Genomic DNA, 24,780 nt, shown 5'->3' on the forward strand with positions numbered 1-24,780 from the left:
CCGGGAAATCCAACACGGCTAAAACGGTTCCATCACAAATCAATCTTCGCATTGATACCAGGCCTGGTAAGGCCCCATGTTGTACACCGCATCGAAGCCCATCTGATTCAACATCTGCGTCGCCATCTGCGAGCGCGAACCAGAGCGACAGAACACAATCACCGGGCGGTCCTTGCTCAATTCTTTTTCCGCCGTCTGCTGCAGAGTCTGCAAAGGCAGATTGATCGCGCCCGGCAACCGGCTCATTTCAAATTCCTCTGGGGTGCGCACGTCCACCAGATAGGCGTTGTGGTTTTTAATCAGCGCTTTGCATTCTTCACAAGGGGTAAACATCTTGATTCCTTTGAATAATCATCCATTAAACGGCGGCGGCCAGCCAGATCACGGCCAGAGCCATCGCGGCCGCCAGCACATCGTCCAGCATAATGCCGAATCCGCCATGAACCTGTCGATCCACCCAGCGAATGGGCCAGGGTTTGACAATGTCAAAAAAACGAAAGCCGACCAACGCCGCCAGCCACCAAATCCAACTTTGTTCCGGCAACGCGATCAGCACCAGCCAGATACCAACGAATTCGTCCCAGACAATGCCGCCATGATCGTGCACGCCCGCCCAGTCGGCGGCGCGCTGACACAACCAGCTGCCCGCCAACAGTCCCGCCACCAGCAAAGCCATCGCCAGCACAGGATAGGTGAGCCACAAGGGAATAAACAGCAACCAGCCGACCAGCGTGCCGAACGTGCCAGGCGCTTTGGGGGCCAGTCCGCTGCCAAACCCGAACGCCAGCCACAGATCGGGCCGACGGAAAACGGCGCGCGTTGAGGGCAAGGGGTGCGCCATGGGGTTAACGACGTTTTTTCGCAGCGGTGCGCAAACGCAGGGCGTTGAGTTTGATAAAGCCTTCGGCGTCTTTGTGGTCGTAAGCGCCGCCGTCTTCTTCGAAGGTGGCAATCGCCTCATCAAACAGACTGTTTTCGGACCAGCGACCTACCACGGTCACATTGCCCTTATACAGCTTGAGCCTGACCGTGCCGCTGACGTCTTTCTGCGACTGATCAATCAATGCCTGCAGCATTTCCCGTTCCGGGCTGAACCAAAAACCGTTGTAAATCATTTCGGCGTATTTGGGCATCAGTTCGTCTTTCAGATGCGCCGCGTTGCGATCCAAAGTCAGCGATTCCATCGCCCGATGCGCTCTAAGCATGATGGTGCCGCCTGGCGTTTCATAACACCCGCGTGCCTTCATCCCCACAAAGCGGTTTTCTACCAGATCGTCGCGACCGATGCCATTGGCACCGCCCACCTTGTTCAAGTGTTCCATGACTGTGGCCGGAGACATGGCCTCACCGTCGATGGCCACAATGTCGCCATGCTCGTAACTCAATTCCATATAGGTCGGCGTGTCGGGGGCGGCTTCCGGAGCCACACTCCACAACCACATGGCTTCTTCCGGTTCATTGGCCGGGTCTTCGATGATCCCGCCTTCGTAGGAAATGTGCAGCAGATTGGCGTCCATCGAATACGGCGACTTTTTGCCTTTTTTGTTTTCGATTGGAATATTGTGTTTTTCGGCATAGGCCATCAGCTTTTCGCGGGACAACAGATCCCATTCCCGCCAAGGCGCGATCACTTTGACGTCCGGCATCAAGGCGTAAGCGTTCAATTCAAAACGCACCTGGTCGTTGCCTTTGCCTGTGGCCCCGTGCGCGACCGCATCGGCACCGGTTTCCTGAGCAATTTCCACCAGACGCTTGGAAATCAGCGGACGGGCAATGGAAGAGCCCAAACGGTACTCGCCTTCGTAAATCGCGTTGGCGCGCATCATCGGAAACACGAAGTCGCGGGCAAATTCTTCGCGCAAATCTTCGATGTAGATTTCCTTGATCCCCATGGCCTGCGCTTTGGCACGGGCCGGTTCGACTTCCTCTCCCTGGCCGATGTCGGCGGTAAAAGTCACCACTTCACAGTCATAGGCGTCCTGCAACCATTTGGCGATGATCGAGGTATCGAGTCCGCCGGAATAGGCCAGCACCACTTTCTTGATTTGCGACATTGTTCATCCTTTGCATTCAAAGCTGTAAATCTGCGCGATTATACCTTAAAATCAACCCACTTTAGAACAACTCTGAGCGTTGAGACCCCTAACCATGCCCTTGAGACTGACCGATCTGATCAAAGTCCTGCCCCAGTACCTGATCCCCAAACACTGGCTTTCACTGGGCATGCATGCGTTCATGCGCATCCGGGTGCGCTGGGTCAAACTGGCCACCATGAAGTTGATGGTCCGCCTCTATCACATTGACCTGAGTGAGGCCGAAGAAACGGTGCTCGACAACTACCCCCACTTCAACGCACTGTTTACCCGTGCGCTCAAGCCCGAAGCCCGACCAGTGGATAGCACTCCCGACAGCTGGTGCAGCCCGGTCGATGGCGTGGTCAGCCAATCGGCCCGCATTCAGGGCGACACTCTGATTCAGGCCAAATGCCATAACTATCACCTGCCGGCCCTGCTGGGCGGCGACATTGGCTACGCACAACAGTTTGAAGACGGGGACTACGCCGTCATTTACCTGGCGCCGCGCGACTACCACCGCATCCACATGCCCAAGGCCGGACGCCTGGTTTCGATGACGTATGTGCCGGGCGATTTGTTTGCCGTCAACCCCGCGACCGTTCGCCAGATTGAAGGCCTGTTTGCCCGCAACGAGCGCGTGATTTGCCGGTTTGAAACGTCCGACGGGCCTTTTTGCATGATCTGGGTCGGTGCCATTTTTGTCGGCAGCATGGAAACCGTCTGGCAGGGCAAAGTCACCCCGCCTTATGGCACAATGATCGAACATTGGAATTACCGCGATCAGAGTCTGAACTTTGAAAAAGGCGAAGAGCTGGGCCGGTTCAACATGGGGTCCACGGTGATTCTGCTGTCGCCTGAAGGCCAGTGCCCGGATCTGGGCAAGCAAACGTCAGATCGGCGGGTAAAAATGGGCGAACGCCTGACACAGTCGGCGGACCCGGCCGAAACCATGTTCCGGCCAGCCTCCGACGATTCGGACAACGGGCAAGCGGACCACAGCCCGAAAATCACATTGTAAACAACCAAAAACGCACGAAGAACGAACCAACCATCAAAAAGGATCGACACTATGAAAATGATCACGGCAATCATCAAGCCCTTTAAACTGGACGACGTTCGCGAAGCCTTGCACGACATTGGCGTACACGGCATGACCGTGATCGATGTGAAAGGTTACGGTCGCCAGAAAGGTCACACCGAAATGTATCGCGGGGCCGAGTATGTGGTGGATTTCCTGCCCAAACTCAAGCTTGAAATCGCCGTCAGCGAAGAGCAGGTGGATCAGGTGGTCGAAGCGGTCGTCGATGCCTCACAGACCGGCAAAATCGGCGATGGCAAAATCTTTGTGACCAACATCGAACAGACCATCCGCATTCGTACCGGCGAAACCGGTCCCGAAGCCCTGTAAAGGCCAAAAGGTACTAGGCCTGGTTAAAACCTGCCAGGCCTGGTTAAAACCGATCTTTTCTGGCCTCTCTCTCCTCCTGCATTTATCTCACGAGCCTCTCCATAAAATGTACCAAAAAGGTGCTTTCTTAACTCGATCTATTCTAGCTTTTGTGTACCAGGGTGATCAAAAGAAAGACAGACGCAGACGAGACATGAAGCATTGAGGCAAACAGTGAAAAGCGTGCTAGCCGGATTCAGGAGCAAACGAGATGGAACAGGCTGAGGACGATGGCGTCAGTCAAAGACGTTGTCGTTTTCCAGGTGGTCGGCGATTTCCTGCAACTGAACAAACGTCTTGTCATCGACTTGATTGAGTTCAATGGACAGTGTGATTCTGTCAACATAACCATGCAGTTTCAGATATTTGTCCTGCCGCAATAAATAATTTCTGAGGCTGGTTTCCAGCGAATCCAAACCGCGATGGTGCTGATGATCCAGCCAGTGTTCTGGAAGCTGAAAGCTTGCTTCAATATGACGGGCCAGTTTTTCGCCGATGTTGCGGGTCGGATTTTTACCAATCAGTCGGCTAACCTGCGTTTGCGCACGCTGAATGCGGTGTGCAAATTCGGCCATGGTGCCGCTGTACTCGCAAAGCAACTGGGCATTGAAACGGCGGATGTCATAAATGCTTTTCATGACGCTCATTCTCGCTGATCAATGAAAAAAAATATATACCCATTTTGCTACAAATGACTTTAAAAACATCACTTTCCTGGAACTAGGCGGCATTAAAATCGATGGGCAGTTTATCCGCAAACTGGGCGAACACCTATTCGATCTGTTTGTGATCAAAAGCAGCATCGAGCTGGCCAAGGAAATGGCCATCGAAACCATTACTGAATTTGTCGAAACCCAGCAGATTGCCGACAAACTGAAAGCATGGGACAGACTGGCAACAAGGACATCACTGCGATCGGCCCTGCCTAAAAAAACAGACGGTTGTTGATCACCAGATAGAGGCACCGACCCGGTGAATGCGCTCATTATGGGGCGCTTCGGCCGATTCCCCGAAAGGAATCACGGTCCAGCCCCATTCCCTAACGGTGGATGGCAACGCCACATCCCAGGCCGGATCCAATTCGTCCACCAGTCTGGCATCGGCGCGGCGTTCTTCCACCCAGCGATCGCAAATCAGGCAGCGCACCCCGGAAAAACGCGACAAATACGCCAGATGCGCTTCGATCAGTTCTTTCCCCAGTGTTTCCAACTGGGCATCATGGTTTTTCGATGACCGCTTGAGGCGGCTTCGGACCGGCACCATCGGCAACTGGGTAAGCAGATTCAGCGACACCACACAATCCACCGGCTGATCCAGCCAGCGCCGGGGCCTGGCCACGTCATCCTGTCCGTTTGCGAGGGGGGTCAGGGATTCGGTGATGTCGGCCTCAATCAACCGCACATTGGCAAAAGCCGCAGCCCGGCGTCGGGCCTTGCGCAAAAACACCATGTCCACCAACCACACCTGCTCAAAGCGTTCCGACGCTTCCGCCAAGGGAATGTCTTCCAGCAAGCCCGCGCCCATAATCAGCAAAACCCGTTGTTGCCCGGCCTGTGCCATGGCCTCGCGAATCACCTGCTGACATCGTTGGTAATGAGGCTGCCAGGCGCTTCGGCAGCGCTGAAACCGCGCCTGCATCGCAATGGATTCCTTGAGAAACCCCAAACGCCTGGCCTGAGATGTGGCCGGCGTGGTCAGCCACTGCCAGGCTTCGGCGATCATGGTGCGTCTTTGTCCAGCCCCAGTGCCTGGGTTTTGCGGGTGAGGGTATTGCGCCCCCAGCCCAGCAAAGCCGCCGCCTTTTGCCGATGATTCAGGCTGTAACGCAATGCCTCTTCGATCAGGACTTTTTCAAACAACGGTTCGGCCTGAGTGTGCAACCCTTTCTGACCAGACTGCAGAAACTCGGCGGCCCATTGACGCAATGGTGCCTGCCAGCCGACGCCCTCAGTCGTCTGCTCCGCCATCTGGCCACTGTGCGCCATGGCTTCCAACATCATCGAATGCTCCTTGCCCTGTTGCAACTCCAGCGGCAGATCGTCCATTTGCACTGTCTTGTCCGGTGCCATAATGGTCAACCAGGTACACAGACTCCGAATCTGGCGCACATTCCCCGGCCAGGGTTGATGCACCAGGTATTTTTCCACTTCCCGGCTCAGGCGCTTTTCTTCCAGATCATACAGTTTGGCTTCTTCGGCCAGGTAGTAGCGGACAATCGGCAAAATGTCTTCGCGTCGTTCACGCAAAGGCGGCACCTTGATCCGAATCACATTCAAACGATACAACAAATCTTCCCGGAAGCGCCCCTGACGAACCAGCTCCGCCATATTCTGGTGGGTCGCGGCGACAATGCGCACATTGGTTTTGATCGGTGTTTTACCCCCCACCCGATAAAAGGTGCCGTCATTGAGCACCCGCAGCAGCCGCGTCTGCAGGTCCACCGGCATGTCGCCGATTTCGTCCAGAAACAGGGTGCCGCCGTCTGCTTCTTCAAAGCGCCCCATGCGCTGGGTGTGGGCACCGGTAAACGCCCCTTTTTCGTGCCCGAAAAGCTCGGACTCAAGCAAATCTCGGGGAATGGCGGCGGTATTGATCGCCACAAAAGGGCCGCTGGCACGCGTGCTTAACTCATACAGGGCCCGCGCCACCAGCTCCTTCCCGGTCCCGGTCTCGCCGGTAATGAGCACGGTCACATCCAGTTGCGATACCCGCCCCAGAATCCGAAACACTTCCTGCATGGCCGGTGCCGAGCCGATGATGTTCAAAGGTTGTTTGGTCTGGCGGCTTTTACGCGGACGTTTGCCACCGGACAGATGCCGTTTGATCGCCCGATCAATCAACGACAGGGCCTCATCGATTTCAAACGGTTTGGGCAGGTACTCAAACGCCCGGCTCTGAAAGGATTTGACCGCGGTGTCCAGATCGGCGTGGGCGGTCATAATGATCACCGGAATGTGCGGGTCGACGTCGTGAATGGCTTCCATGAATTCGAGCCCATCCATTTCCGGCATCCTCACATCCGAAATCACCGCCGAAGGCTTGACGCTTTTGAGTTCGCGCAAGGCTTCCAGAGGCGAGTCAAAATCTTCCACCTCATAGGGGCGGTCATCCAGTGCTTCGCGCAACACCCATCGAATCGAGGCATCGTCGTCGACAATCCAGATCAAAGGAATGTCCGAAGTTTCAGGGGTTTCATTCATCGTTTCGCCTTTCCTTGGTGTTGTTTTCGGTAACGTTTGCGCTGACCCGGCTGGCGATTGTGGTCGAACGGCAGATAAATATTGAACACCGTCTGCCCCGGTTCGCTTTCCGCCACAATCAAGCCGCCGTGCTGCCGCACGATGTTCTGCGACACCGGCAATCCCAGCCCGGTGCCGGATTCCTTGCTGGTGACCATCGGGTAAAAAATGGAGTCAAACACATCCGGCGGAATGCCTTCGCCCTCATCGATCACGCTGATCACCGCCACCAGCGGGTAGGTTTTGGTTCCCAGCGTAAATTTGGATTCCACCCGGGTTTTCAGTGTCAGCAGACCGCCATGCTCGACCATGGCCTCGATCGCATTTTTGACCAGATTCAACAGGGCCTGCACCATGGCTTCAAAATCCATGGAAATTTCCGGAATACTGGGGTCGTAATCCAGCTTGATGTAGACGTTCTCCGGCTTTTCCCCGCGCACAATGTCCAGCACGTAGGCGATCAGGGCATGAATGTTAAACGGCGATTTTTCGGCACCGCCCTTGGGGCCCAGCATCCGGTCCACCAGATTCTGCAGGCGTTTGACCTCTTTGGAAATCACCGACAGATAACGATCCGCCTTGTCGCTTTCCTGAAAGCGTTTCTGCAGCAGTTGCGTGGACCCGTAGATGCCGGCCAGCGGGTTCTTGATTTCATGCGCCAGGGTGCGCACCAGCAGATTGCCCGCCTCATATTGGTGCCAGCGCTCATCTTCTTCCACAATGCGGTGATGGCGCTCGGTGTCATACAACTCGATCAGCCAGCCGTCGGCCTCGTCCATTTCGTAATAGGAAATGGTACAGGTCACATGCAACTTTTGCGTGTCCGGCAGGCGGATGCTGTACTCGTGAATGGTCAGACGACCGGTACCACAGGATCGAATGTCGTCCAGAAGTCGCGGCAGAATGTAACGCCAATTGACCCCGATCACCCGCTGGGCGCTCAGCTGCAACAGCTCTGCGGCCGACAGATTGATGTAACCGATGTTTTCATTGTGGTCGATCCAGACCACGGCGGTGGTCAAACCGTCCAGAATTTCTTTTTCGCTGACAAACGGCGTCTGGGTCTTTTTCTGGGTCATGGTCGCTGGCTCATTCGGATTGAAGGTATTACGCATTCATCATTTCACGCACCACATCCGGGTCGGGAAACGCGAAAACATACAAAATGGCAAACAGGGCCAGAAACACCCCACGGGTCAAGCCTTTGAACGGAATCACCGGATGGCACAGAATCGCAAACGCAAAGCCGCTGACCATGGCCCCCCACGCCGCCAGCGTGGCAGCCATCAACCCGAGCAGAACGCCCAGAGCCATCGCATAATAATGCCAGCTCATTCTGGTTAGTTTCTCCGCCATAGTGCCCCTTTTTCTTTGTGTCTTGAGTTCTTTTGCACTATTTTAACCCGAATGTTTCATGAATATGTGCTGAGGTCGCGCAGAAACTTGTTTTCACAAGCAAACTTTCGAAGAAGTGTCGTATCCATGATTACGACCGACTGAGAAAGTATTGCTTGTGGAATCAAGGGGCAAGCGAGATCAGTGCACATTTGTGAAATATTCGGGTCAATGCATTAGCGCCATTTTGTTGCATTCTTATTTTTTCAGGCTTTGGTACAATTCTTTTCATTGGTATGAAAAAGAAAAAGGAAACCATTATGCAACACCCAATCATCGTAATCGGCATGGGCGAACTCGGCAGCGTGTTTGCCAGAGGCTGCCTGAAACTGGGGTACCCGGTACAGGGCGTGCGTCGTCAGGACTCATTGCAACAGATGGCTCAGGCCATCCCCAACCCCCGGGCCGTGATCGTTGCCGTCGGCGAGGCCGATCTGCATTCGGTGATGCAAAACTTTCCCGCCGCCTGGGCCCATGACGTGGTGTTACTGCAAAACGAACTGCTGCCCAGAGACTGGCAGGCGTCACAGATTCCCCGCCCCACCGTCATCAGCGTCTGGTTTGAGAAAAAACCCGGCATGGACACCAAAGTGGTGGTGCCGTCCCCGGTTTACGGCAAACACAGCAAGCTGATTTTCGATGCCCTGGCGACACTGGACATTCCTGTGGTGCAACTGGATTCGGCCGAGGAACTGCTTTTCGAACTGGTGCGCAAGAACGTATACATTCTGACCACCAACATTGCCGGGCTGGAAGTCGGCGGCACCGTGCGCACCCTGGCCGAGGAACATCCGGCGTTGATGAAAAGCGTGGCCAGTGATGTCCTCGACATTCAGGACTGGCTGACCGACAACGACAACGATCGCGACCAGCTGACCGACGGCATGCTGGCCTCCTTTGAAGGCGACCCGGAACACAAATGCATGGGACGTTCCGCCCCCGCCCGCCTCAAACGCGCGCTGAGCTTTGCCGACGAAGCCGGTCTGGCCGTGCCGCAACTGCGTAAGATCGCTCAAGCCCACCTGTAATCCCCATCGGATCGCTCTGCCAGACAAGCCGGGCGATCCAACGCCGTCCACATCCCGCACTCACAAAGGCTTCAAAACCGATTCCGCTGCATACGACCTTATCTGGTTCGGTTTGATCGCTTTCAGAATAAAACAAACTTAACCCGAAAAATTCATAAATGATGCAGCATCTCGCTTGCCCCTTGATTCCACAAGAAATATTTCTTCAGTCAGTCGTAATCATGGATACGACACTTCTTAGAAAGTTTGCTTGTGAAACAGAGAACTCGACGCCCGAAGGGGTAAGTCGAGAAAACAAGTGCCTACGCGATATTGGCGCAAATTTATGAATCGAAGAAACCGAAGGTAAATTTCCGGGTTAAAAACGTTTATCGCTTACGAATGGCATTCACACCGGATGACAATGGCACAAGGCACTGCTGGACTTCCAGCTCGGCCTGTCCCAGAGAATTGATTCCGAGATAAGTGGCTGGCTGACTGTCACCGTTGGACAGCCACAGCACGGACTCCCCTTTCTGAAACCAATCATTGCTTTGCCAGTAAGCCTGCTGATCCGGCTGCCAGGGCAGGGAAAAGTCGAGTGGTTGCAGCCCGGCCATCAGGTCGGCGATGAGGTCATGGGTGGAGAAATCCGGCAGGGCACTGGCCTGATACCCACCCGACAACAGTTCAGAAGTGTCTGGGCCCCGATTGATGCCCATTCCGATCACCAAACAGCGGCTCTGCGGCGACAACGCCTGCTCGATCAGAATGCCAGCCACTTTGCCGTGTGCGTCATAAAGGTCATTGGGCCATTTCAAAAACAAGGGAATCGACAATTGTGACTGCAGAGACTGATGCAACAGGCTCGCAAGCTTGAGACTGGCATGACCGGAAAGCGTCAGAGCGCGATCAATCGGATAGGCAATGGAAAAAATCGCTGATTGGTCATTGCTGTGCCAGACTCGATTCTGCTGACCGTAACCCGCCGTCTGTTCGTGTGTCATGCAGACCAATGGTCGATCGATGGATTGATCCGAGAGACAACGTTTCAGATATTGACTGGTGGAATCGACCGTTTCCAGTTCGATGAGATCATAGGTTTGAGTCATCACAATCCATTGACCCAACGTAAGGTGAAAGGAAACCGACAAAAAATGGTGGGTCGTGCGCGATTCGAACGCGCGACCAATTGGTTAAAAGCCAACTGCTCTACCAGCTGAGCTAACGACCCATAAGAGAGTTATAACAGGAAAGACATCCAAAATGGTGGGTCGTGCGCGATTCGAACGCGCGACCAATTGGTTAAAAGCCAACTGCTCTACCAGCTGAGCTAACGACCCCTTTCGGAATGGGGCGTATTATACAATTTGTGACCGGTTACGCAAGCCGTTTTTGGGATTTTTTAGGTTTGGGCGCTGACATAAACCGTCGGGTCTGACACACCGGCCTGTTCAAACCCGACTTTCCGCAAACGACAGGCATCGCATTGACCACAGGCCGCGCCATCCGAACGGGCCTGATAACAGGAGACGGTTTGGGCATAATCCACCCCCAGACGGTCTCCAGTCTGAATGATTTCGGACTTGCTCAGGGTCAACAAAGGGGTTTGAATGCGCAAGGGCTGCCCTTCCACCGCACGCCTGGTGGCCAGATTGGCCATGGTTTCGTACGCAGCGATGTATTCTGGCCGACAGTCCGGGTAACCGGAATAATCCACGGCATTGACCCCGATAAAGATGTCATCGGCCTCCACCACTTCTGCCAATCCCAGCGCATACGACAAAAACACGGTGTTGCGCGCGGGCACATAAGTCACCGGAATTTCGCCTTCCTCGCCCGCCTGAACCGGCACGGCAATGGCGTCGTCGGTCAGTGCCGACCCGCCAATGGCCTGCATATTCATTTGCATGATCCGGTGACTGGCCACCTGCCGGGCATCGGCCAAGCGTTTTGCCGCCAGTAATTCGGCCTTATGCCGCTGACCGTAATCAAAACTGAGGGTGTGACAGTCGTAGCCCTGCGACTGGGCAATGGCCAACACTGTGGCCGAATCCAGTCCGCCCGAGAGAAGCACCACCGCCTTGGGTTTTTCAGTGAGTCCTGACATCACGCGCAAACCTTATTCCATGGCCTTGAGACGGCTCTGCGCCTTTTCGGCTAAGCGGGTGTCGGGATAGACTTCCATCAGGGCTTGGTAGCGCTCCCGGGCCGCCTCTTTCCGATCCAGGTTGTCCAGCGTATCGCCGGAACGCAGCATGGCATCCGCCGCTTTGCTGGATTCAGGAAAAGTTTCATAGCTGTGTTCAAACGCCTTGAGCGCTTCGGCTTTTTTGCCCAGGACGGATAACGCCTCGCCTTGCCAGTAGGCCGCATTGGCACTCAAAGGATGGTCAGGGTGATCATCGATAAACGTCTCAAATGCGGTGACCGCCGGTTCATACTTGGACTCTCTCAGCAAAGCGAAAGCGTCATCATACGCCTGTTTGAGCTTTTTCTGATCGACGTCCGGTTTGCTTTCTTCGCTCGGCGGTTCGGCCTTTTCTTTCTTTTTGCCGTTGCTGGATTCGGCAGAGGCGGGTTCGTCACTGGCGTCGTTTGACGAAGCCGATTCGTCATTTGATGAGACCGAGCCGGATGTCGCTTCTGCGCCAACACCGTTCAGAGCGCCTGCCGGCAGCAGAGACCTGGCCTGTTTTTGCAGTGCCTTGAGCGACGTTTCCAGTTCGCTGATCCGGGCTTCATTATCCTGATAGCGCAGGGTCTGAGTGTCTTTGAGTTCATTAATGCGGTGTTCCAGCAAATCCAACTGGTTAAAAATTTCCTGAATTTGCGTTTGCTGCTGACCGAGTTTGCGGCTCATTTGCACCAGGATCGGATTATTGGCCTTGCGCTCCAGCCGTTCCACCCGCTCTTCCAATGTCTGAGCGGATGCCGCGACCGGTGACAGCACCAAACCGGCGCTCAACAGCGCAACAGCACACAACTGGCCCTGGCGTTGACTGTGGAACCGAGTCGGCTTACTCATTGTCGGGCTCAATTTCAACACGACGATTCAAAGCCCAGGCCTTTTCGGTCTGCCCTTCTGCGGCCGGTTCGGTTTCCCCCATGGAGATGATTTCCATGCGCACATCGCTGACCCCGTACAACATAAAGGCCTCGGCTACCGCCTGAGCACGTCGCTCGCCCAAGGCCAGATTGTATTCCTGAGAACCGCGCTCATCGGTATGGCCGATCAATTTGATCCGTTCATCGGGATTGTCCACCAGAATGTTGGCAAAATGCTGCACCGTCGCCATTGAGGCCTCATCCAGCTGGGACTGGTCGTAACCAAAGTAGATCACCGGGTCATAGGTTTCGCCCATGGCCTGCTCAAACGGCGACAACTCCCCTTTATTCAGCGAATCGGCCTCGGTCAAATCTTCCTCGGCCAGAGCCGAATCCGACTCTTCTGCGGACGTTTCCACCGAACTTTCATCCTGTTGCGATTGACGTACCAGATCATCCACATCCCGATAATCGCCTTCCCCTTCCGGAATACGCTGATCTTCCGGCACCGTCGGCGCACTGCTGCACCCGCCCAACATGACCATGGCCAGACTCAGGCCGATCCAATTCATCCGCGTCATAATGCTTCTCCTGTTGTGTTCTTAATCCAGATAAGGGCCCCATGAAGGCGAACGGACTTCCCCTTCCTTGACGCTCAGCACCTGGGTCACATTATTGTCCACCGACACCACCGCCAGCTTACCACGCCCGTCCTGGTTCATCGCATACAGCAGCATTTCGCCATTGGGCGCAAAAGTCGGGGATTCATCCAACTGGGTTTGGGTTTTGATGCTCAACTCATCCTTGATCATGTCCTTGACCGCGATATGAAACCCGCGGTTGGCATGGACCATGGCCAGATAACGCCCATCCGGCGAGATCGCGGGGTTGGAGTTGTAGCGTCCATCAAACGAAATGCGCCGGGTCTCACCGGTATCCAGAAACAACTGGAAGATTTGCGGCTGACCACGACGGTCGGAATTGAAGTACAGCGAGCGCCCGTTCGGTGCCCAGACGGCTTCGGTTTCGATGGCCCAGTGACGGGTCAAACGCTCGATTTTTCGGGTCGCCATCTGCATGCGATACAGGTCGGCCGACCCTTCCTGGGAATTGGTAAACACCAGGGATTCGCCATCCGGGGACCAGGCCGGTGCCCCGTTAATGCCTTTGAAACTGGCAATGATTTCACGATTGGAGCCATCCAGGTGCTGCAACGCGATTTCAGAGCGTCCGTTTTCAAAGGTCACATAGGCCAGTTTTTCACCATCCGGTGACCAGGCGGGCGACATAATCGGATCAAACGATTTCAGGATCGACTGGGCACCGTACCCGTCCGAGTCTGCCACTTCCAGCGTGAAAACCCTTTCTTTATTCTGATTGCGCTGGGTCACATAGGCGATCCGGGTATTGAAGGCGCCGCGCTTGCCGGTCAACTCTTCGTAGATCAGATCGCTCATTTTATGGGCCACCCGGCGCAGGGCCTCTCCGTTGACCTTGCGCCAGCGTTTGCCGATGACCTGTTTTTGACGCAACAGGTCCACAAAACGCATTTCCACGGTATAAGTGCCTTCTCCATCTGCTTCAACACGCCCCATCATCAGATTGTCAACGCCCTCCGCCAGCCACTGGCCATAATCGACCTCTTCCAATGCCTGAGGCCGCGCCGGCAACTGTCTTTCCGGCAAGGCACGGAATTTGCCACTGCGAAACAGGTTGGCCGCAATGACTTCCGAGGGCCGGTGTGGCAGCACCGTGTCCGCGTCCACTTCCAGCGGCAATATCGCCACCGGAATCGCCATGTCCGAACTCTGGTCGATTTCAATGGTCAAATCCGCCAGGGTTGCACTGGCGAAAAGACCGAAGGCCAATGCCATCAGCGTTCGGGTAACGGTTTGCCACATCATAGTCGTCTGCTTCATGGGGTTCCTGTTCGCTTAAAATTAAGGCTTGAAGATGAATTCAATATTGCGTTCAAACAATTCTTCCACTGGCGGTTGAGGCAACGGCTGTGCGCGCAGCACCGCTCGTTCGGCGTCCTTTTTGAACTGTGCATCCGCCGCATCGTTGCAGCTTTTGACCGACACCTTCGACACCATGCCCTTCGGTGTCTGAGTGATCGCGATCACACACTGCGCCTCGTCCGAAACTTGTGCGGCGGTTCGCCAGTTGTCCTTGACCGCAGCGGTAATCGAAGAAATATAGGTTTCACGCAGATCCTGCATCTCTCTGGCTCTGGCCGCAGCCCGTTGTTGAGATTCCGCTTCAGCCAACTGTTTGGCCAGTTCGGCTTCGGCCTGTTCCTGCTCACGCTGCAAACGCGCCTGCAACGACTCGGCTTCAATACGCCGCTTGTCGGCTTCGCGCTGTTGAATTTCGGCCTGAAGCGCCAGACGCTCGGCTTCCTCTTTTTCCTTGGCCTGCTTGGCCTGTTCCAACAGCTGCTGGGCCTGCTGCTGCTGTTTTTGCGCCTCCTCGGCCGCCTGTCTGGCTTTTTCTGCGGACTGTCGGGCGACTTGAATCTTTTCGCGTTCGGCCTCGGCTTTCTGACTGGCCTGCTGCGCCAGTTTTCGGGCCTCTTCGGCTTTCTGGCGCTGTTGTTCGGCCTGGCGCTTGGCTTTTTCGGTCAACACCAAGGCTTCTTTCTGTTCGGCTTTCAGCTTTTCCAGCCGGGCTTTTTCTGTCTGAGTCTGCTCTTGCAGGCGCTCGGCTTCGCGCTTTTTGGCCGCTTCCTGCTGTTTGATTTTTTCAAGTTGCGCCTGCACCTGTTCGGCGTCCACGGCAAAGGTGCGCATGGGTGCCATTTTGGCGGGAGCGGTCTTTGGCGTCTCCGTCTCAGCTTTCGGCTCGGTTTCAGAATCCGTTTCTGCCGTCGGCTCGGCCACCGAAACCGGGGTCGAACGCTCAAAATCACTGAAACGGTTGGTGGCCATCAGAAAAATCAGAACCGCATGCAACACCACCGCAATGGCAAAGGCAATGGGGTGACGGGCAATAAAATGGATCATGCGCCCTCCTGATTACGGGGCTGCGCGGCATCCGGTTCGGTCATCAGAGACACCTTTTGCACGCCATTGTTTTTAAACAGGGTAAACAAATGCACCACCTTGCCATAGGCCGCCTGGCGATCCCCTTGAATGTAAAATTCCTGATCCGGATGCAACTGGGCTCTGGCCACGACTTCTGCGACCAGTGTGGCCAGGTCCTTTTGCGAGAGCACCCGATCCGGGTTGGCCGAGGTTTTGTAGAACCCTTCCTGGGTGACCGTCACCACAAACGGCGGCGGGCGGTCTTTCACTGCCTCACTTGCGTCATCGACCACTTCGGGCGTCTGCGGCAGATCCACCGTCACCGCCTGCTGCACAATCGGGGCGGTGATCATAAAAATGATCAGCAGAATCAGGGTCACATCAATGTAGGGCACCACATTGATCTCTGCGAGCAGTTTTTTCCGGCCATGGGGGCGAAAGTTACTTTGCATCATAAGCGACCCCTCTCATCCTAGCGCGACAACTGCGATTCTTCCACCGCGTGTGCTTGGCGCTGGATAATGGACAAAAACCCTTCGGCGAAATTTTCATACTCGGAGGTCACCTGTTCCAGCTTGACCGTCAGGCGGTTGTAGGCAATCACCGCAGGAATCGCGGCAAACAAACCGATCGCGGTCGCGATCAAGGCTTCCGAAATCCCGGGGGCCACCGCCGCCAGGGTCGCGTTTTTGACATCGCCCAGTGAAGTAAAAGCGTGCATGACCCCCCAGACGGTACCGAACAGGCCGATATACGGTGCAGAGGACCCCACCGTCGCCAGCATCGGTATGTGGTTTTCCAGGTGCCCAACCTGTTTGCTGAAGGCCACCTTCATCGCCCGTTGTGTGCCAGAAATCAGATCGGTCGCCGCATCCACACCCTGCTTTTTCAGGCGCACAAATTCACTGAAGCCGGCATCGAAAATCGCCTGATTGCCCTGGGTCGGCCCTGTTTGCTGGCTGATTTCATGATAGAGCGAAGTCAGTTCACTCGACTGCCAGAAACGCTGATCAAAATCCTGTGCATCGCGTTTGGCGCGGCGCAGTTGCACACTTTTGGCAATGGTCACGGTCCAGGCCATGATCGACATAATCAGCAAAAGGATCATCACCGCTTGCACCACCGCACTGGCCGAAAGCACCAGTTGCATCAACGATTCGTTTTCCATGCGTTTTCCTTCAATTTAAAGCGTTATTATTGGTTTTTGACCAGGCCTGGTAATCCCTGCAGCCTGTCGGGCTTAAATGATCGCAGCGAAAAAAGTCTGATTTGAGTCAGTTTTTGTCCAATTTTAAGGCGAATAGCCTCGCTATTTAACGAAAAATTGGACAAAAAATGGCCAAACTCAGGATTTTTGCAGCCGATTGGCTTAAGTCCGACAGGCTGCCAGGTGTTGGTAGGCCATATCGGTGACCACGCGCCCTCTGGGCGTACGCACCAGAAAGCCTTCCTGCACCAGAAACGGCTCGATCACGTCCTCAATGGTCCCGCGTTCTTCACCCAGCGCCGTGGCAATGCTGTCGATCCCGACCGGACGGTTTTCAAATTTGTGTATCAGCAATTCTAATAGACGCCGGTCCATTTTATCCAGTCCGGATGGGTCCACCTCCAGCATGTTCAATGCGGCATCGGCAATGCTGGCGGTGATCACCCCGTCGCCGCGAACCTGGGCGTAATCGCGCACCCGGCGCAACAGACGGTTGGCGATGCGCGGTGTCCCGCGTGCGCGCCGGGCAATTTCGGTCGCACCGGCCAATTCGGCTTCCAACCCCAGAATCAAGGCGGATCGAGTCACGATTTCCGTGAGTTCTTCAATGGTGTAAAACTCCAGCCGCTGAACAATCCCGAAGCGGTCACGCAGTGGCGAGGTCAGCAACCCCGCCCGGGTCGTGGCTCCCACCAGGGTAAACGGCGGAATGTCGATTTTGACCGTCTGAGCCGCCGGGCCTTCCCCAATGATGATGTCGATCTGAAAATCTTCCATCGCCGGGTACAGCACTTCTTCGACCACCGGACTCAAGCGGTGAATTTCATCGACAAACAGCACATCATGCGGTTCCAGCCGTGACAGAATCGCCGCCAGATCGCCCGGTTTTTCAATCACCGGCCCCGATGTCTGGCGCAAAGTCACCCCCATTTCCTGGGCAATGATGTTTGACAGGGTGGTTTTGCCCAGACCCGGCGGCCCATAGAGCAGCACATGATCCAGATGTTCCTGGCGCTGGCGGGCCGCACGAATCGACAATTCCAGCTGCTCGCGCACCGACTGCTGACCGATGTAATCCCGCATCAGGCTCGGACGGATCGACGGCATGACCGCCATGTCCTCTTCGGTTTCCACCCCTCCTACAATGCGGTCGGTTTCGATCATACGTTTCTGCGGTTCCAGTTATTCAAGCATTTTAATCCACTGACCCCGTGATTATAGTGGTCTGAGGTAAGGGCGCAAGCGCGAAACAATGACAAGACCCTGTCCCTGCCGATCTGCCGCTCAGAGTTTGACCGATTTCAGCGCCGCGCGGATGGTCTCTTCCAGCGTCAGGTCGGCCGCAATCGGCTTGAGCATTTTCTGCGCCTGAACCGGTTTGTAGCCGAGGGACTCCAGTGCGGCCTGAGCCTGATCCTTGTTGGAACTCGCGTCCACCACCGTCACCGAAGCGGTCGCCGGTTCGCCATTGACCAACGACCAGTCCTTGAGGCGGTCGCGCATCTCGATCAACAGCCGTTCAGCGGTCTTTTTGCCCACGCCGGGAATCCGGGTCAGCGACTGCGCATCATCGCTTTCCACACAACGCACAAATTCGTCGGCCGACATGCTCGACAGAATGCCAATCGCCATGCGGGCACCAATGCCGTTGACCTTGATCAATGAACGAAACAGGTTTTTTTCCACACTGGTGGCAAACCCAAACAGCAACATCGCGTCTTCGCGCACATGCAAATAGGTCATCAGGGTCACGGTTTCGCCCACTTCCCCCAGGGTGTAAAAGGTGGACATGGGCGCTTCCAGCTCATAGCCCACGCCCTGAACATCCAGCTGAATCAGCGGTGGCTGTTTGGCATGCAATCGTCCGGTCAGAAACCCGATCATAGTGTGTCCTTTAAAAACGGCAACGAAATCAAAAGCGTGTCCCCTTGGCCATGGCCTGCGGGTCCAGCCCCAGGGAGCTGTACCGATCGTGGCACAAGGCCGCAGCCAAAGCATCGGCGGCGTCTTCCTGCGGCGATTCGGTCAGTTTCAACAGGGTCTGTACCATGTATTGTATCTGGTCTTTGTTGGCGTGACCGTGACCGACAATGGTGCTTTTGATCTGGGTGGGGGTGTATTCCATAATGGGGATGTCGCGCAACGCCGCCGCGCAAATGATCACGCCCCGGGCCTGACCCAGCTTGATCGCCGAATTGGGATTTTTGTACACAAAGACTTTTTCTATCGCCATCACCGAGGGCTGATATTGATCCAGCAACTGGCAGACCGATTCGAAAATGGTTTTCAGCCGTTGTGAGCCGGTCAGCTTTTCAACCCGAATCACGCCACTGACCAGATACACCGGGTGATAACGCCCGGATTCAATCAGCCCGAACCCCGCCTTGCGCGACCCCGGGTCTATGCCCAGAATACGTTGTTTGATTGGCATTTTTCGCCCTCAGTTGTTCTGGAACAAACGTGCTCGACAAGCTTTTGACCAGGCCTGGTAAGTTTTGCCTCAGCGGGTTTTCACCAACCCCTTCTTCCGGGAAAATTCAAGCATCCGATTGACCGACGCCAGGGCCTTCTGGCGCACCGACTCCTCCAGCACGATTTCACCACTGAAATCGCGCAGACACTGGGCCAGATTGTCCAGTCCGTTCATGGCCATCCAGGGGCAATGGGCGCAACTGACGCAACCGCTTTGACCGGCCCGATGCGAAGTCGGCGCCACGATCAGCTCCTTGTCCGGTGCCGCCTGCTGCATTTTGTAGAAAATGCCATAATCGGTGGCCACAATAAAGGTGTGATCGGGCAGAGTCTGCACCGCGTCGATCATCACCCGGGTTGATCCGACCACATCGGCCAGATCGACCACTTCGGACGGCGATTCGGGGTGTACCAGCACCTTGGCATCGGGGTGCTCGGCCATCATCTGCCTGAGTCCGTGGCTTTGAAATTCGTCGTGCACAATGCAGTGCCCCTGCCAGCGAATCATTTCCACGCCGGTTTCCTGTTCAATCCAGTGTCCCAGATGACGGTCCGGTGCCCAGATGATTTTTTTGCCCTGCTCCTTCAGGTGGCGCACGATTTCCAGCGCATTGCCGGAGGTCACCACCCAATCGGCAATGGCTTTGACTTCGGCCGAGGTATTGGCATACACCACCACCGTGTGATCGGGATGTTGGGCACAAAACTCGGCAAATTCTTCGGGTGGACAGCCTTCGTCCAAAGAACAGGTGGCGTCCAGATCGGGCATGAGCACGGTTTTTTCAGGGCTGAGCATTTTGGCGGTTTCGCCCATAAAGCGCACCCCACAGACTACCAGCACATCGGACTCGCTCTGCGCACCGAAATTGGCCATTTCCAGCGAATCGGCCACTTTGCCGCCGGTTTCTTCGGCCAGCGCCTGAATGTCGGCGTCCACATAGTAATGGGCAATGATCTGGGCATGATGCTGGCGCAATAACGACGCAATCTCGGTCTTTAACGCCTGTTTGCGCGCGTCAGACAAAGGCGGGGCCGGCGGCGCGTTTTCGGCCAGCCGGTCAATGCGCTCAATCAATCCCACAGGAATGGTCTGCTCGGGTTTACCGGTCATATAACGTCCTTTTGTGCGCAGCGGTTCAGGTGCTTTCACCCGGCTTTTGCCCAAGCGGTTTGCGGAACCGCAAATCCAGTTCCTTGAGCTGTGCGTTGTCCACCCCGCCAGGGGCATCGGTGAGCATACAGGCCGCCGACTGCGTTTTCGGAAACGCAATCACATCCCGAATGGAATCGCGACCGGCCATCAGCATCACCAGCCGGTCCAAACCAAAGGCCATGCCCGCGTGTGGCGGACAGCCGTATTTGAGGGCATTGAGCAAAAAGCCGAATTTCTCGTCAGCTTCTTCCTGATCAATGCCCAGCAGTTTCAGAACCGCCGACTGCATCTCTGTGTCATGAATCCGCACCGAACCACCGCCGACTTCGATCCCGTTGATCACCAGGTCGTATGCCCGCGACAGCATCTGATGCGGCGCGTCGTGATTGAGAATTTCTTCCGTGGTGGCTTTGGGCTGAGTAAAGGGATGGTGAATCGCGGTCATGCGCGCGGTCTCTTCGTCCATTTCGAACATGGGGAAATCCACCACCCAGACCGGGGCCCAGTCCTTTTCAATCATGCCCAGGTCTTCGCCCAGCTTGCAGCGCAGTGCGCCCAGTGCTTCGTTGACCACTTTGGCCTTGTCGGCACCGAAAAACACGATGTCGCCATCCTGAGCACCCACACGCTGCATGATCTCCATGGCCTGATCCGGAAAGAACTTCACAATCGGAGACTGCAAGCCCTCGAGACCGGCAGAAAGGTCATTGACCTTGATGTAGGCCAGACCTTTGGCTCCGTAAATGCCGACAAACTTGGTGTACTCATCAATCTCTTTGCGGCTCAGCTTGCCGCCGTTGGGCACACGCAAGGCCGCCACGCGCCCCATCGGATCTTTCGCGGGCGCGGCAAACACCTTGAATTCGATGTCCTGCAACAGATCGGCCACATCCACCAGTTCCAGCGGAATGCGCAGATCCGGACGGTCGATGCCGTATTTTTCAATCGCCTGGGCATAGGTCATGCGCGGAAAGTCGCCGTCAAACTGCACATCCACCGCTTCGCGGAAAATGGTTTTGGCCAGCCCTTCCATCACCTGCATCACCTCTTCTTCTTCCATGAACGAGGTTTCGATGTCAAGCTGGGTGAATTCCGGCTGACGATCGGCCCGCAAGTCTTCATCACGAAAGCAGCGGGTAATCTGATAATAACGGTCAAAGCCCGACATCATCAGCAACTGTTTGAACAGCTGTGGCGATTGCGGCAAGGCAAAAAACCGATTCAGGTGAGTGCGGCTCGGCACCAGGTAATCACGGGCACCTTCCGGCGTGGATTTGGTCAGAATCGGCGTTTCGATGTCCATAAAACCGTTGTCATCCAGAAAACGGCGCATGGAACGGGTCACTTTGTAACGGGTGCGCATCGCCAGTTGCATCGGCTCACGGCGCAAATCCAGATAGCGGTAGGTCAGGCGCACTTCCTCGGACACATGCGGGTCGTCCATTTGAAACGGAATCGGTTCGGAGCGGCTCAGCACTTCCAACTGGCTGGCCACCACTTCGATTTTGCCCGTGGTCATTTTCGGGTTGACGGTTTCGGGCGTGCGCAAAGTCACCTGACCGCTAATTTTGAGCACAAATTCGGAGCGCACACGCTCGGCAATTTCAAACATGGCCGCATCCGTGGGATTGACCACTACTTGCACCAGCCCTTCCCGGTCGCGCAGGTCAATAAAAATGACCCCGCCATGATCCCGTCGGCGGTGAACCCAGCCGGACACGGTGACAGTCTGCGCTTCCAGCGCTTCGGTTACCTCTCCACAATAGTGCGTGCGCATCATCGATCGCTTTCCTTTTTATTTCGATTTCGAGTCGTTTCGTTGATCAGTGTCTGAGGACGTTTCATCCGAGGGCGTTTCAAACACCTCTGCTCTGTTCTCATTCAGACGCTGACTGATTTGTTCAAATTGCTGCTGCATCTGCTGCTGCGTTTCCCTTTCAGGGTGAATCGGGTGATTCAACCCTCCTTGCGGCCAGGGTGGCACCACTACGCCGCCGGAAATGACCATCTTCAAGGCATCGTCAATGGTCATATCCAGCTCGAACACTTCGTCCCGATCCACAATCAGGAAAAACCCGGAGGTCGGGTTGGGGGTGGTGGGCACAAACACATTCACCACTTCCGCAAAGCCGGTTTTGATCTGGGCCTCGCCAATGGTTTTGCTGGTCTGAAAACCCACGGTCCAGAGTCCCTTGCGCGGATACTCGATCAGATAGGCTTTCTGAAACGTCTGCGCCCCTTCGCCGAACAAGGCTTCGGAAATCTGTTTCACCGCCAAGTAAATCGAACGCACCAGTGGAATGCGCGAAAGCATTTTTTCCCACCAGCCAAACAGATACCGGCCAAAAATGTTCGCGACCAGCATCCCGGTGACGAAGATGATCACCAGTGACAAAATGATGCCCAGCCCCGGAATGTCTTGCCCCAGCCACTGTTCCGGGCGCAAGGACGACGGCAACAGCAATAGACTGCGATCAAACAGATTGATCAGAAAGATCAGGGCCGCAACCGTTATCCCCAGCGGTAACCAGACCAGCAGCCCGGCGATCATATAGCGTTTGATAAACCCCATCTCGCCCCTCCAACTCTGCCCCGAACACCCGTTAGACGCCTGTTCGATTCAAACCCGGTATTATATCGGATTCCGTTGTATTTGTGGGCGTTTGTGGTCGTGACGCTTTCCTGGCGGGTCGGCCAAAAAGCGATTCAAACAAACCCCGCATTCCATGCCAGGTCTTTGTTAAAATGCACAAACCGTTACGCCTTAAAACCATCCATTCCAGAGTCCTGACATGCCCATTGATTCCAAAACCGTTCTCATCACCGGCTGCTCCAGCGGCATCGGTTACCATGCCGCCGTGACGCTTTCCCGGCAGGGCCACAAGGTGATTGCCACCTGTCGACGTTACCAGGACGTACAGCATCTGGAACAGCAGGGATTGCGCGCGGTGCTGATGGACCTGTCATCGACCGTCTCCATCCACAACGGCTTTTCCAAAATCCGCGCCATCAGCCAGGGCCGCATTGATCTGCTGTTCAACAACGCCGCCTTTGCCATTCCCGGCGCGGTGGAAGACCTGAGCCGTGACGCGCTGGGGTATCAATTCGACACCAATGTCTTCGGCACCCAGGAACTGACCAATCTGGTCATTCCTCTGATGCGCCAACAGGGACGCGGAAAAATCGTCTACAACAGTTCGGTTCTCGGATTCGCGGCCATGGCCTATCGCGGTGCCTACAATGCCAGCAAATTTGCGATCGAGGGTCTGGCCGACACGCTGCGTCTGGAACTCAAGCCGGCCAATATCCACGTCAGCCTGATCGAACCGGGGCCGATCCGCTCACGCTTTCGCGCCAATGCCTACGAGCAATACCTGCGCTGGATCAAGGATCGACCCAGCGCCCACAAACAGAATTATCAGGCCATGGAAGCGCGCCTGGAAAACGAAGGCGATGCCGCCCCCTTTACTCTGGGGCCGGAAGCCGTAACCAACGTCTTGCTGAAGATCCTCTCCAGCCCCCGCCCCAGTGCCCGTTACCGAGTGACGTTTCCAACCAAACTGTTTGCCCTGCTCAAACGCCTTCTGCCCACTCGGTGGCTCGACGCCATCTTGCTCAGAGCCGGTGGCAATGGCCGTCGCTAAAAGATTCCTGATTACAGGCCTGCTCAGCCTGAGCGGTGCGGGCGGCTCGATGCTTTTTCCGGCCAGCCTTCTGGGCGCAGAAGATCGCCCGGCCAACAGCCCGTGGGATACCGACTGCCTGATTCAACAGATGGAACACGCCGACGACTCAACCAATGTGCAGACCCTGCGCGAACGTTGTCGAAAAACGGACACGCAAACTTCTGATGCCGAGACCCGGTCGCCTGCCAGTGAGACTCCCGTTGCCCGGCCCGAAGACACCAAACTGGGCCAGCGCCTGGCGGAAGAGGACCGGCAAAAACACGACCAGTTTTCAGTGCTGTCGCACCGCCCCAACTATCTGATGGTGGGCGCCTACAACTTTTCCGGCACCTCAGACAAAGCCGGGCTGGTCAATGACGCGGAACAGCTGGACGACCTCGAAGTCGAAATCCAGCTCAGCTTGAAAGTGGCACTGGGCGAGGACTTGCTGGGACTGAACGACCACCTGTATGTGGGCTACACCAACCGCTCTTTCTGGCAGGCCTACAACCAGGACATGTCTTCCCCGTTTCGGGAAACCAATCACGAACCGGAAATCTGGATCGGCTTTGAAAATCGCTGGGACATTCTGGGCTGGCGCAACCGCATGATCGATGTTGGGCTGTCGCACCACTCCAATGGTCGCTCGGACCCCTACTCCCGTTCCTGGAACCGGGTTTACCTGCGGGCGGTGTTTGAAAAAGAAAATTCGACCATTGCGATCAAACCCTGGCTGCGCCTGCCGGAACGCACCGCTCAGGACGACAACCCCGACATCACCCACTACATGGGCCACAGCCAGTTTCGGTTTGTCACCAATCAGGATGACCATCAGTTAAGCGTGATGGCGCGCAACAACTTCCGCTTTGACGGCGACAAAAACAAAGGCGCGGTCGAACTCGGTTACAGCTACCCGATTCATCGCAACGTCAATGCCTACGTCAAATGGTTTTACGGGTATGGCGAAACCCTGATTGACTACAATGTGCGCAACAACCGATTGAGCTTCGGCATACAACTGGGCGGCTGGCTTTAAAACGCCGGTT

Annotated in this window: 28 protein-coding genes and 2 tRNA genes; 6 read left to right on the forward strand and 24 right to left on the reverse strand. The window is 55.6% G+C overall.

Features of this window, described 5'->3' with window-relative positions:
- Positions 1-39: 39 nt before the first annotated feature.
- From A377_RS0100405 to A377_RS0100415, 3 genes are read right to left on the reverse strand one after another with little or no spacing between them, the layout of a single operon-like run.
- Entirely contained in the window at positions 40-333 is a 294-nt protein-coding gene (locus A377_RS0100405) for a rhodanese-like domain-containing protein (protein WP_019894080.1), read from the reverse strand.
- A 25-nt stretch (positions 334-358) separates the two neighbouring features.
- Positions 359-841, reverse strand: a complete 483-nt coding sequence (locus A377_RS0100410) for a phosphatidylglycerophosphatase A family protein (protein WP_019894081.1) — start codon at positions 839-841, stop codon at positions 359-361.
- Positions 842-845: 4 nt separating this feature from the next.
- The gene (locus A377_RS0100415) at positions 846-2,054 is read right to left on the reverse strand and encodes an argininosuccinate synthase (protein ID WP_019894082.1); all 1,209 of its coding nucleotides are present in this window, start codon (positions 2,052-2,054) and stop codon (positions 846-848) included.
- Positions 2,055-2,148: 94 nt separating this feature from the next.
- Between A377_RS0100415 and asd the strand changes: the two genes are divergently transcribed.
- Positions 2,149-3,093, forward strand: coding sequence for an archaetidylserine decarboxylase (gene asd / locus A377_RS0100420; RefSeq protein ID WP_019894083.1), 945 nt, complete (start codon positions 2,149-2,151; stop codon positions 3,091-3,093).
- A 51-nt stretch (positions 3,094-3,144) separates the two neighbouring features.
- The gene (locus A377_RS0100425; protein ID WP_019894085.1) at positions 3,145-3,483 is read left to right on the forward strand and encodes a P-II family nitrogen regulator; all 339 of its coding nucleotides are present in this window, start codon (positions 3,145-3,147) and stop codon (positions 3,481-3,483) included.
- 275 nt (positions 3,484-3,758) lie between these two features.
- On the opposite strand, the gene A377_RS12580 is transcribed toward A377_RS0100425, so the two are convergent.
- A complete protein-coding gene (locus tag A377_RS12580) occupies positions 3,759-4,160 on the reverse strand; it encodes a hypothetical protein (protein ID WP_157760648.1) in 402 nt (133 codons plus the stop codon).
- 67 nt (positions 4,161-4,227) lie between these two features.
- Here A377_RS12580 and A377_RS12890 point away from each other — a divergent pair, with 67 nt between their 5' ends.
- The gene (locus A377_RS12890) at positions 4,228-4,470 is read left to right on the forward strand and encodes an EAL domain-containing protein (protein ID WP_407635291.1); all 243 of its coding nucleotides are present in this window, start codon (positions 4,228-4,230) and stop codon (positions 4,468-4,470) included.
- On the opposite strand, the gene A377_RS0100440 is transcribed toward A377_RS12890, so the two are convergent.
- From A377_RS0100440 to A377_RS0100455, 4 genes are read right to left on the reverse strand one after another with little or no spacing between them, the layout of a single operon-like run.
- Positions 4,471-5,244, reverse strand: a complete 774-nt coding sequence (locus A377_RS0100440) for a hypothetical protein (RefSeq protein WP_019894088.1) — start codon at positions 5,242-5,244, stop codon at positions 4,471-4,473.
- The gene (gene ntrC / locus A377_RS0100445; RefSeq protein ID WP_019894089.1) at positions 5,241-6,722 is read right to left on the reverse strand and encodes a nitrogen regulation protein NR(I); all 1,482 of its coding nucleotides are present in this window, start codon (positions 6,720-6,722) and stop codon (positions 5,241-5,243) included. Before ntrC ends, A377_RS0100440 begins: the two co-directional genes overlap by 4 nt.
- Positions 6,719-7,840 (reverse strand): nitrogen regulation protein NR(II), encoded by a 1,122-nt coding sequence (gene glnL / locus A377_RS0100450; RefSeq protein WP_051083156.1) that lies wholly within the window; start codon positions 7,838-7,840, stop codon positions 6,719-6,721. The genes ntrC and glnL overlap by 4 nt, the downstream gene beginning before the upstream one ends.
- A gap of 28 nt (positions 7,841-7,868) precedes the next feature.
- Positions 7,869-8,117 carry a hypothetical protein gene (locus A377_RS0100455; protein WP_033422815.1) on the reverse strand — a complete coding sequence of 83 codons (249 nt, stop codon included), beginning with the start codon at positions 8,115-8,117 and terminating at the stop codon, positions 7,869-7,871.
- Between the two features lie 299 nt (positions 8,118-8,416).
- On the opposite strand from A377_RS0100455, the gene A377_RS0100460 reads away from it, so the two are divergent.
- The gene (locus A377_RS0100460) at positions 8,417-9,184 is read left to right on the forward strand and encodes a hypothetical protein (RefSeq protein WP_028485142.1); all 768 of its coding nucleotides are present in this window, start codon (positions 8,417-8,419) and stop codon (positions 9,182-9,184) included.
- 368 nt (positions 9,185-9,552) lie between these two features.
- Here A377_RS0100460 and A377_RS0100465 read toward each other — a convergent pair whose 3' ends face one another.
- The 16 genes from A377_RS0100465 to A377_RS11480 all read right to left on the reverse strand — a co-directional run bounded on the left by A377_RS0100465 (position 9,553) and on the right by A377_RS11480 (position 22,641).
- Positions 9,553-10,275, reverse strand: a complete 723-nt coding sequence (locus tag A377_RS0100465) for a biotin--[acetyl-CoA-carboxylase] ligase (RefSeq protein ID WP_019894093.1) — start codon at positions 10,273-10,275, stop codon at positions 9,553-9,555.
- Positions 10,276-10,321: 46 nt separating this feature from the next.
- Positions 10,322-10,397 (reverse strand) — tRNA-Lys (locus tag A377_RS0100470).
- A gap of 33 nt (positions 10,398-10,430) precedes the next feature.
- A tRNA-Lys gene (locus tag A377_RS0100475) sits at positions 10,431-10,506 on the reverse strand.
- Positions 10,507-10,568: 62 nt separating this feature from the next.
- A complete protein-coding gene (queC, locus tag A377_RS0100480; protein ID WP_028485143.1) occupies positions 10,569-11,273 on the reverse strand; it encodes a 7-cyano-7-deazaguanine synthase QueC in 705 nt (234 codons plus the stop codon).
- Between the two features lie 12 nt (positions 11,274-11,285).
- Positions 11,286-12,191 (reverse strand): tol-pal system protein YbgF, encoded by a 906-nt coding sequence (gene ybgF / locus A377_RS0100485; RefSeq protein WP_019894096.1) that lies wholly within the window; start codon positions 12,189-12,191, stop codon positions 11,286-11,288.
- A complete protein-coding gene (locus A377_RS13225; RefSeq protein ID WP_083919044.1) occupies positions 12,184-12,792 on the reverse strand; it encodes an OmpA family protein in 609 nt (202 codons plus the stop codon). Before A377_RS13225 ends, ybgF begins: the two co-directional genes overlap by 8 nt.
- Before the next feature lie 21 nt (positions 12,793-12,813).
- Positions 12,814-14,130, reverse strand: a complete 1,317-nt coding sequence (gene tolB / locus A377_RS0100495; protein WP_245546746.1) for a Tol-Pal system beta propeller repeat protein TolB — start codon at positions 14,128-14,130, stop codon at positions 12,814-12,816.
- A 21-nt stretch (positions 14,131-14,151) separates the two neighbouring features.
- The gene (gene tolA, locus A377_RS0100500; protein ID WP_019894099.1) at positions 14,152-15,216 is read right to left on the reverse strand and encodes a cell envelope integrity protein TolA; all 1,065 of its coding nucleotides are present in this window, start codon (positions 15,214-15,216) and stop codon (positions 14,152-14,154) included.
- Positions 15,213-15,692, reverse strand: coding sequence for an ExbD/TolR family protein (locus tag A377_RS0100505; protein ID WP_019894100.1), 480 nt, complete (start codon positions 15,690-15,692; stop codon positions 15,213-15,215). The genes tolA and A377_RS0100505 overlap by 4 nt, the downstream gene beginning before the upstream one ends.
- 17 nt (positions 15,693-15,709) lie before the next feature.
- On the reverse strand, positions 15,710-16,405 hold the full coding sequence (tolQ, locus tag A377_RS0100510) for a protein TolQ (protein ID WP_019894101.1): 696 nt from the start codon (positions 16,403-16,405) through the stop codon (positions 15,710-15,712).
- 201 nt (positions 16,406-16,606) lie between these two features.
- Positions 16,607-17,608 (reverse strand): Holliday junction branch migration DNA helicase RuvB, encoded by a 1,002-nt coding sequence (gene ruvB, locus A377_RS0100515; RefSeq protein ID WP_019894102.1) that lies wholly within the window; start codon positions 17,606-17,608, stop codon positions 16,607-16,609.
- A gap of 120 nt (positions 17,609-17,728) precedes the next feature.
- Positions 17,729-18,328, reverse strand: a complete 600-nt coding sequence (gene ruvA, locus A377_RS0100520) for a Holliday junction branch migration protein RuvA (RefSeq protein WP_019894103.1) — start codon at positions 18,326-18,328, stop codon at positions 17,729-17,731.
- 28 nt (positions 18,329-18,356) lie between these two features.
- The gene (ruvC, locus tag A377_RS0100525) at positions 18,357-18,875 is read right to left on the reverse strand and encodes a crossover junction endodeoxyribonuclease RuvC (RefSeq protein WP_019894104.1); all 519 of its coding nucleotides are present in this window, start codon (positions 18,873-18,875) and stop codon (positions 18,357-18,359) included.
- Positions 18,876-18,944: 69 nt separating this feature from the next.
- A complete protein-coding gene (nadA, locus tag A377_RS0100530) occupies positions 18,945-20,027 on the reverse strand; it encodes a quinolinate synthase NadA (protein ID WP_019894105.1) in 1,083 nt (360 codons plus the stop codon).
- A gap of 25 nt (positions 20,028-20,052) precedes the next feature.
- Positions 20,053-21,849 carry an aspartate--tRNA ligase gene (aspS, locus tag A377_RS0100535; RefSeq protein ID WP_019894107.1) on the reverse strand — a complete coding sequence of 599 codons (1,797 nt, stop codon included), beginning with the start codon at positions 21,847-21,849 and terminating at the stop codon, positions 20,053-20,055.
- Between the two features lie 15 nt (positions 21,850-21,864).
- Entirely contained in the window at positions 21,865-22,641 is a 777-nt protein-coding gene (locus A377_RS11480; protein ID WP_157760649.1) for a DUF502 domain-containing protein, read from the reverse strand.
- A 220-nt stretch (positions 22,642-22,861) separates the two neighbouring features.
- Here A377_RS11480 and A377_RS0100545 point away from each other — a divergent pair, with 220 nt between their 5' ends.
- Together A377_RS0100545 and A377_RS0100550 are read left to right on the forward strand one after the other, a co-directional pair.
- The gene (locus tag A377_RS0100545) at positions 22,862-23,713 is read left to right on the forward strand and encodes an SDR family NAD(P)-dependent oxidoreductase (RefSeq protein ID WP_019894110.1); all 852 of its coding nucleotides are present in this window, start codon (positions 22,862-22,864) and stop codon (positions 23,711-23,713) included.
- Positions 23,700-24,770 carry a phospholipase A gene (locus A377_RS0100550; RefSeq protein ID WP_019894111.1) on the forward strand — a complete coding sequence of 357 codons (1,071 nt, stop codon included), beginning with the start codon at positions 23,700-23,702 and terminating at the stop codon, positions 24,768-24,770. The genes A377_RS0100545 and A377_RS0100550 overlap by 14 nt, the downstream gene beginning before the upstream one ends.
- The last annotated feature ends 10 nt before the right edge of the window (positions 24,771-24,780 follow it).

This window comes from Hydrogenovibrio halophilus DSM 15072, assembly GCF_000384235.1.
In the GTDB taxonomy this organism is placed as follows: Bacteria; Pseudomonadota; Gammaproteobacteria; order Thiomicrospirales; family Thiomicrospiraceae; genus Hydrogenovibrio; species Hydrogenovibrio halophilus.

Bases quoted from the DNA above. Each gene is read 5' to 3' on its own strand.
- A377_RS0100440 (WP_019894088.1), bottom strand. From the start codon at position 5,244: ATGATCGCCGAAGCCTGGCAGTGGCTGACCACGCCGGCCACATCTCAG.
- ruvC (WP_019894104.1), bottom strand. From the start codon at position 18,875: ATGCCAATCAAACAACGTATTCTGGGCATAGACCCGGGGTCGCGCAAG.
- A377_RS0100505 (WP_019894100.1), bottom strand. From the start codon at position 15,692: ATGATGCAAAGTAACTTTCGCCCCCATGGCCGGAAAAAACTGCTCGCA.
- A377_RS0100415 (WP_019894082.1), bottom strand. From the start codon at position 2,054: ATGTCGCAAATCAAGAAAGTGGTGCTGGCCTATTCCGGCGGACTCGAT.
- A377_RS0100455 (WP_033422815.1), bottom strand. From the start codon at position 8,117: ATGGCGGAGAAACTAACCAGAATGAGCTGGCATTATTATGCGATGGCT.
- tolA (WP_019894099.1), bottom strand. From the start codon at position 15,216: ATGATCCATTTTATTGCCCGTCACCCCATTGCCTTTGCCATTGCGGTG.
- A377_RS0100465 (WP_019894093.1), bottom strand. From the start codon at position 10,275: ATGACTCAAACCTATGATCTCATCGAACTGGAAACGGTCGATTCCACC.
- ruvB (WP_019894102.1), bottom strand. From the start codon at position 17,608: ATGATCGAAACCGACCGCATTGTAGGAGGGGTGGAAACCGAAGAGGAC.
- A377_RS0100545 (WP_019894110.1), top strand. From the start codon at position 22,862: ATGCCCATTGATTCCAAAACCGTTCTCATCACCGGCTGCTCCAGCGGC.
- aspS (WP_019894107.1), bottom strand. From the start codon at position 21,849: ATGATGCGCACGCACTATTGTGGAGAGGTAACCGAAGCGCTGGAAGCG.
- nadA (WP_019894105.1), bottom strand. From the start codon at position 20,027: ATGACCGGTAAACCCGAGCAGACCATTCCTGTGGGATTGATTGAGCGC.
- ruvA (WP_019894103.1), bottom strand. From the start codon at position 18,328: ATGATCGGGTTTCTGACCGGACGATTGCATGCCAAACAGCCACCGCTG.
- ntrC (WP_019894089.1), bottom strand. From the start codon at position 6,722: ATGAATGAAACCCCTGAAACTTCGGACATTCCTTTGATCTGGATTGTC.
- A377_RS12580 (WP_157760648.1), bottom strand. From the start codon at position 4,160: ATGAAAAGCATTTATGACATCCGCCGTTTCAATGCCCAGTTGCTTTGC.
- queC (WP_028485143.1), bottom strand. From the start codon at position 11,273: ATGTCAGGACTCACTGAAAAACCCAAGGCGGTGGTGCTTCTCTCGGGC.
- A377_RS0100460 (WP_028485142.1), top strand. From the start codon at position 8,417: ATGCAACACCCAATCATCGTAATCGGCATGGGCGAACTCGGCAGCGTG.
- asd (WP_019894083.1), top strand. From the start codon at position 2,149: ATGCCCTTGAGACTGACCGATCTGATCAAAGTCCTGCCCCAGTACCTG.
- A377_RS13225 (WP_083919044.1), bottom strand. From the start codon at position 12,792: ATGACGCGGATGAATTGGATCGGCCTGAGTCTGGCCATGGTCATGTTG.
- A377_RS0100410 (WP_019894081.1), bottom strand. From the start codon at position 841: ATGGCGCACCCCTTGCCCTCAACGCGCGCCGTTTTCCGTCGGCCCGAT.
- A377_RS0100405 (WP_019894080.1), bottom strand. From the start codon at position 333: ATGTTTACCCCTTGTGAAGAATGCAAAGCGCTGATTAAAAACCACAAC.
- glnL (WP_051083156.1), bottom strand. From the start codon at position 7,840: ATGACCCAGAAAAAGACCCAGACGCCGTTTGTCAGCGAAAAAGAAATT.
- A377_RS0100425 (WP_019894085.1), top strand. From the start codon at position 3,145: ATGAAAATGATCACGGCAATCATCAAGCCCTTTAAACTGGACGACGTT.
- tolQ (WP_019894101.1), bottom strand. From the start codon at position 16,405: ATGGAAAACGAATCGTTGATGCAACTGGTGCTTTCGGCCAGTGCGGTG.
- A377_RS0100550 (WP_019894111.1), top strand. From the start codon at position 23,700: ATGGCCGTCGCTAAAAGATTCCTGATTACAGGCCTGCTCAGCCTGAGC.
- tolB (WP_245546746.1), bottom strand. From the start codon at position 14,130: ATGAAGCAGACGACTATGATGTGGCAAACCGTTACCCGAACGCTGATG.
- A377_RS11480 (WP_157760649.1), bottom strand. From the start codon at position 22,641: ATGGGGTTTATCAAACGCTATATGATCGCCGGGCTGCTGGTCTGGTTA.
- ybgF (WP_019894096.1), bottom strand. From the start codon at position 12,191: ATGAGTAAGCCGACTCGGTTCCACAGTCAACGCCAGGGCCAGTTGTGT.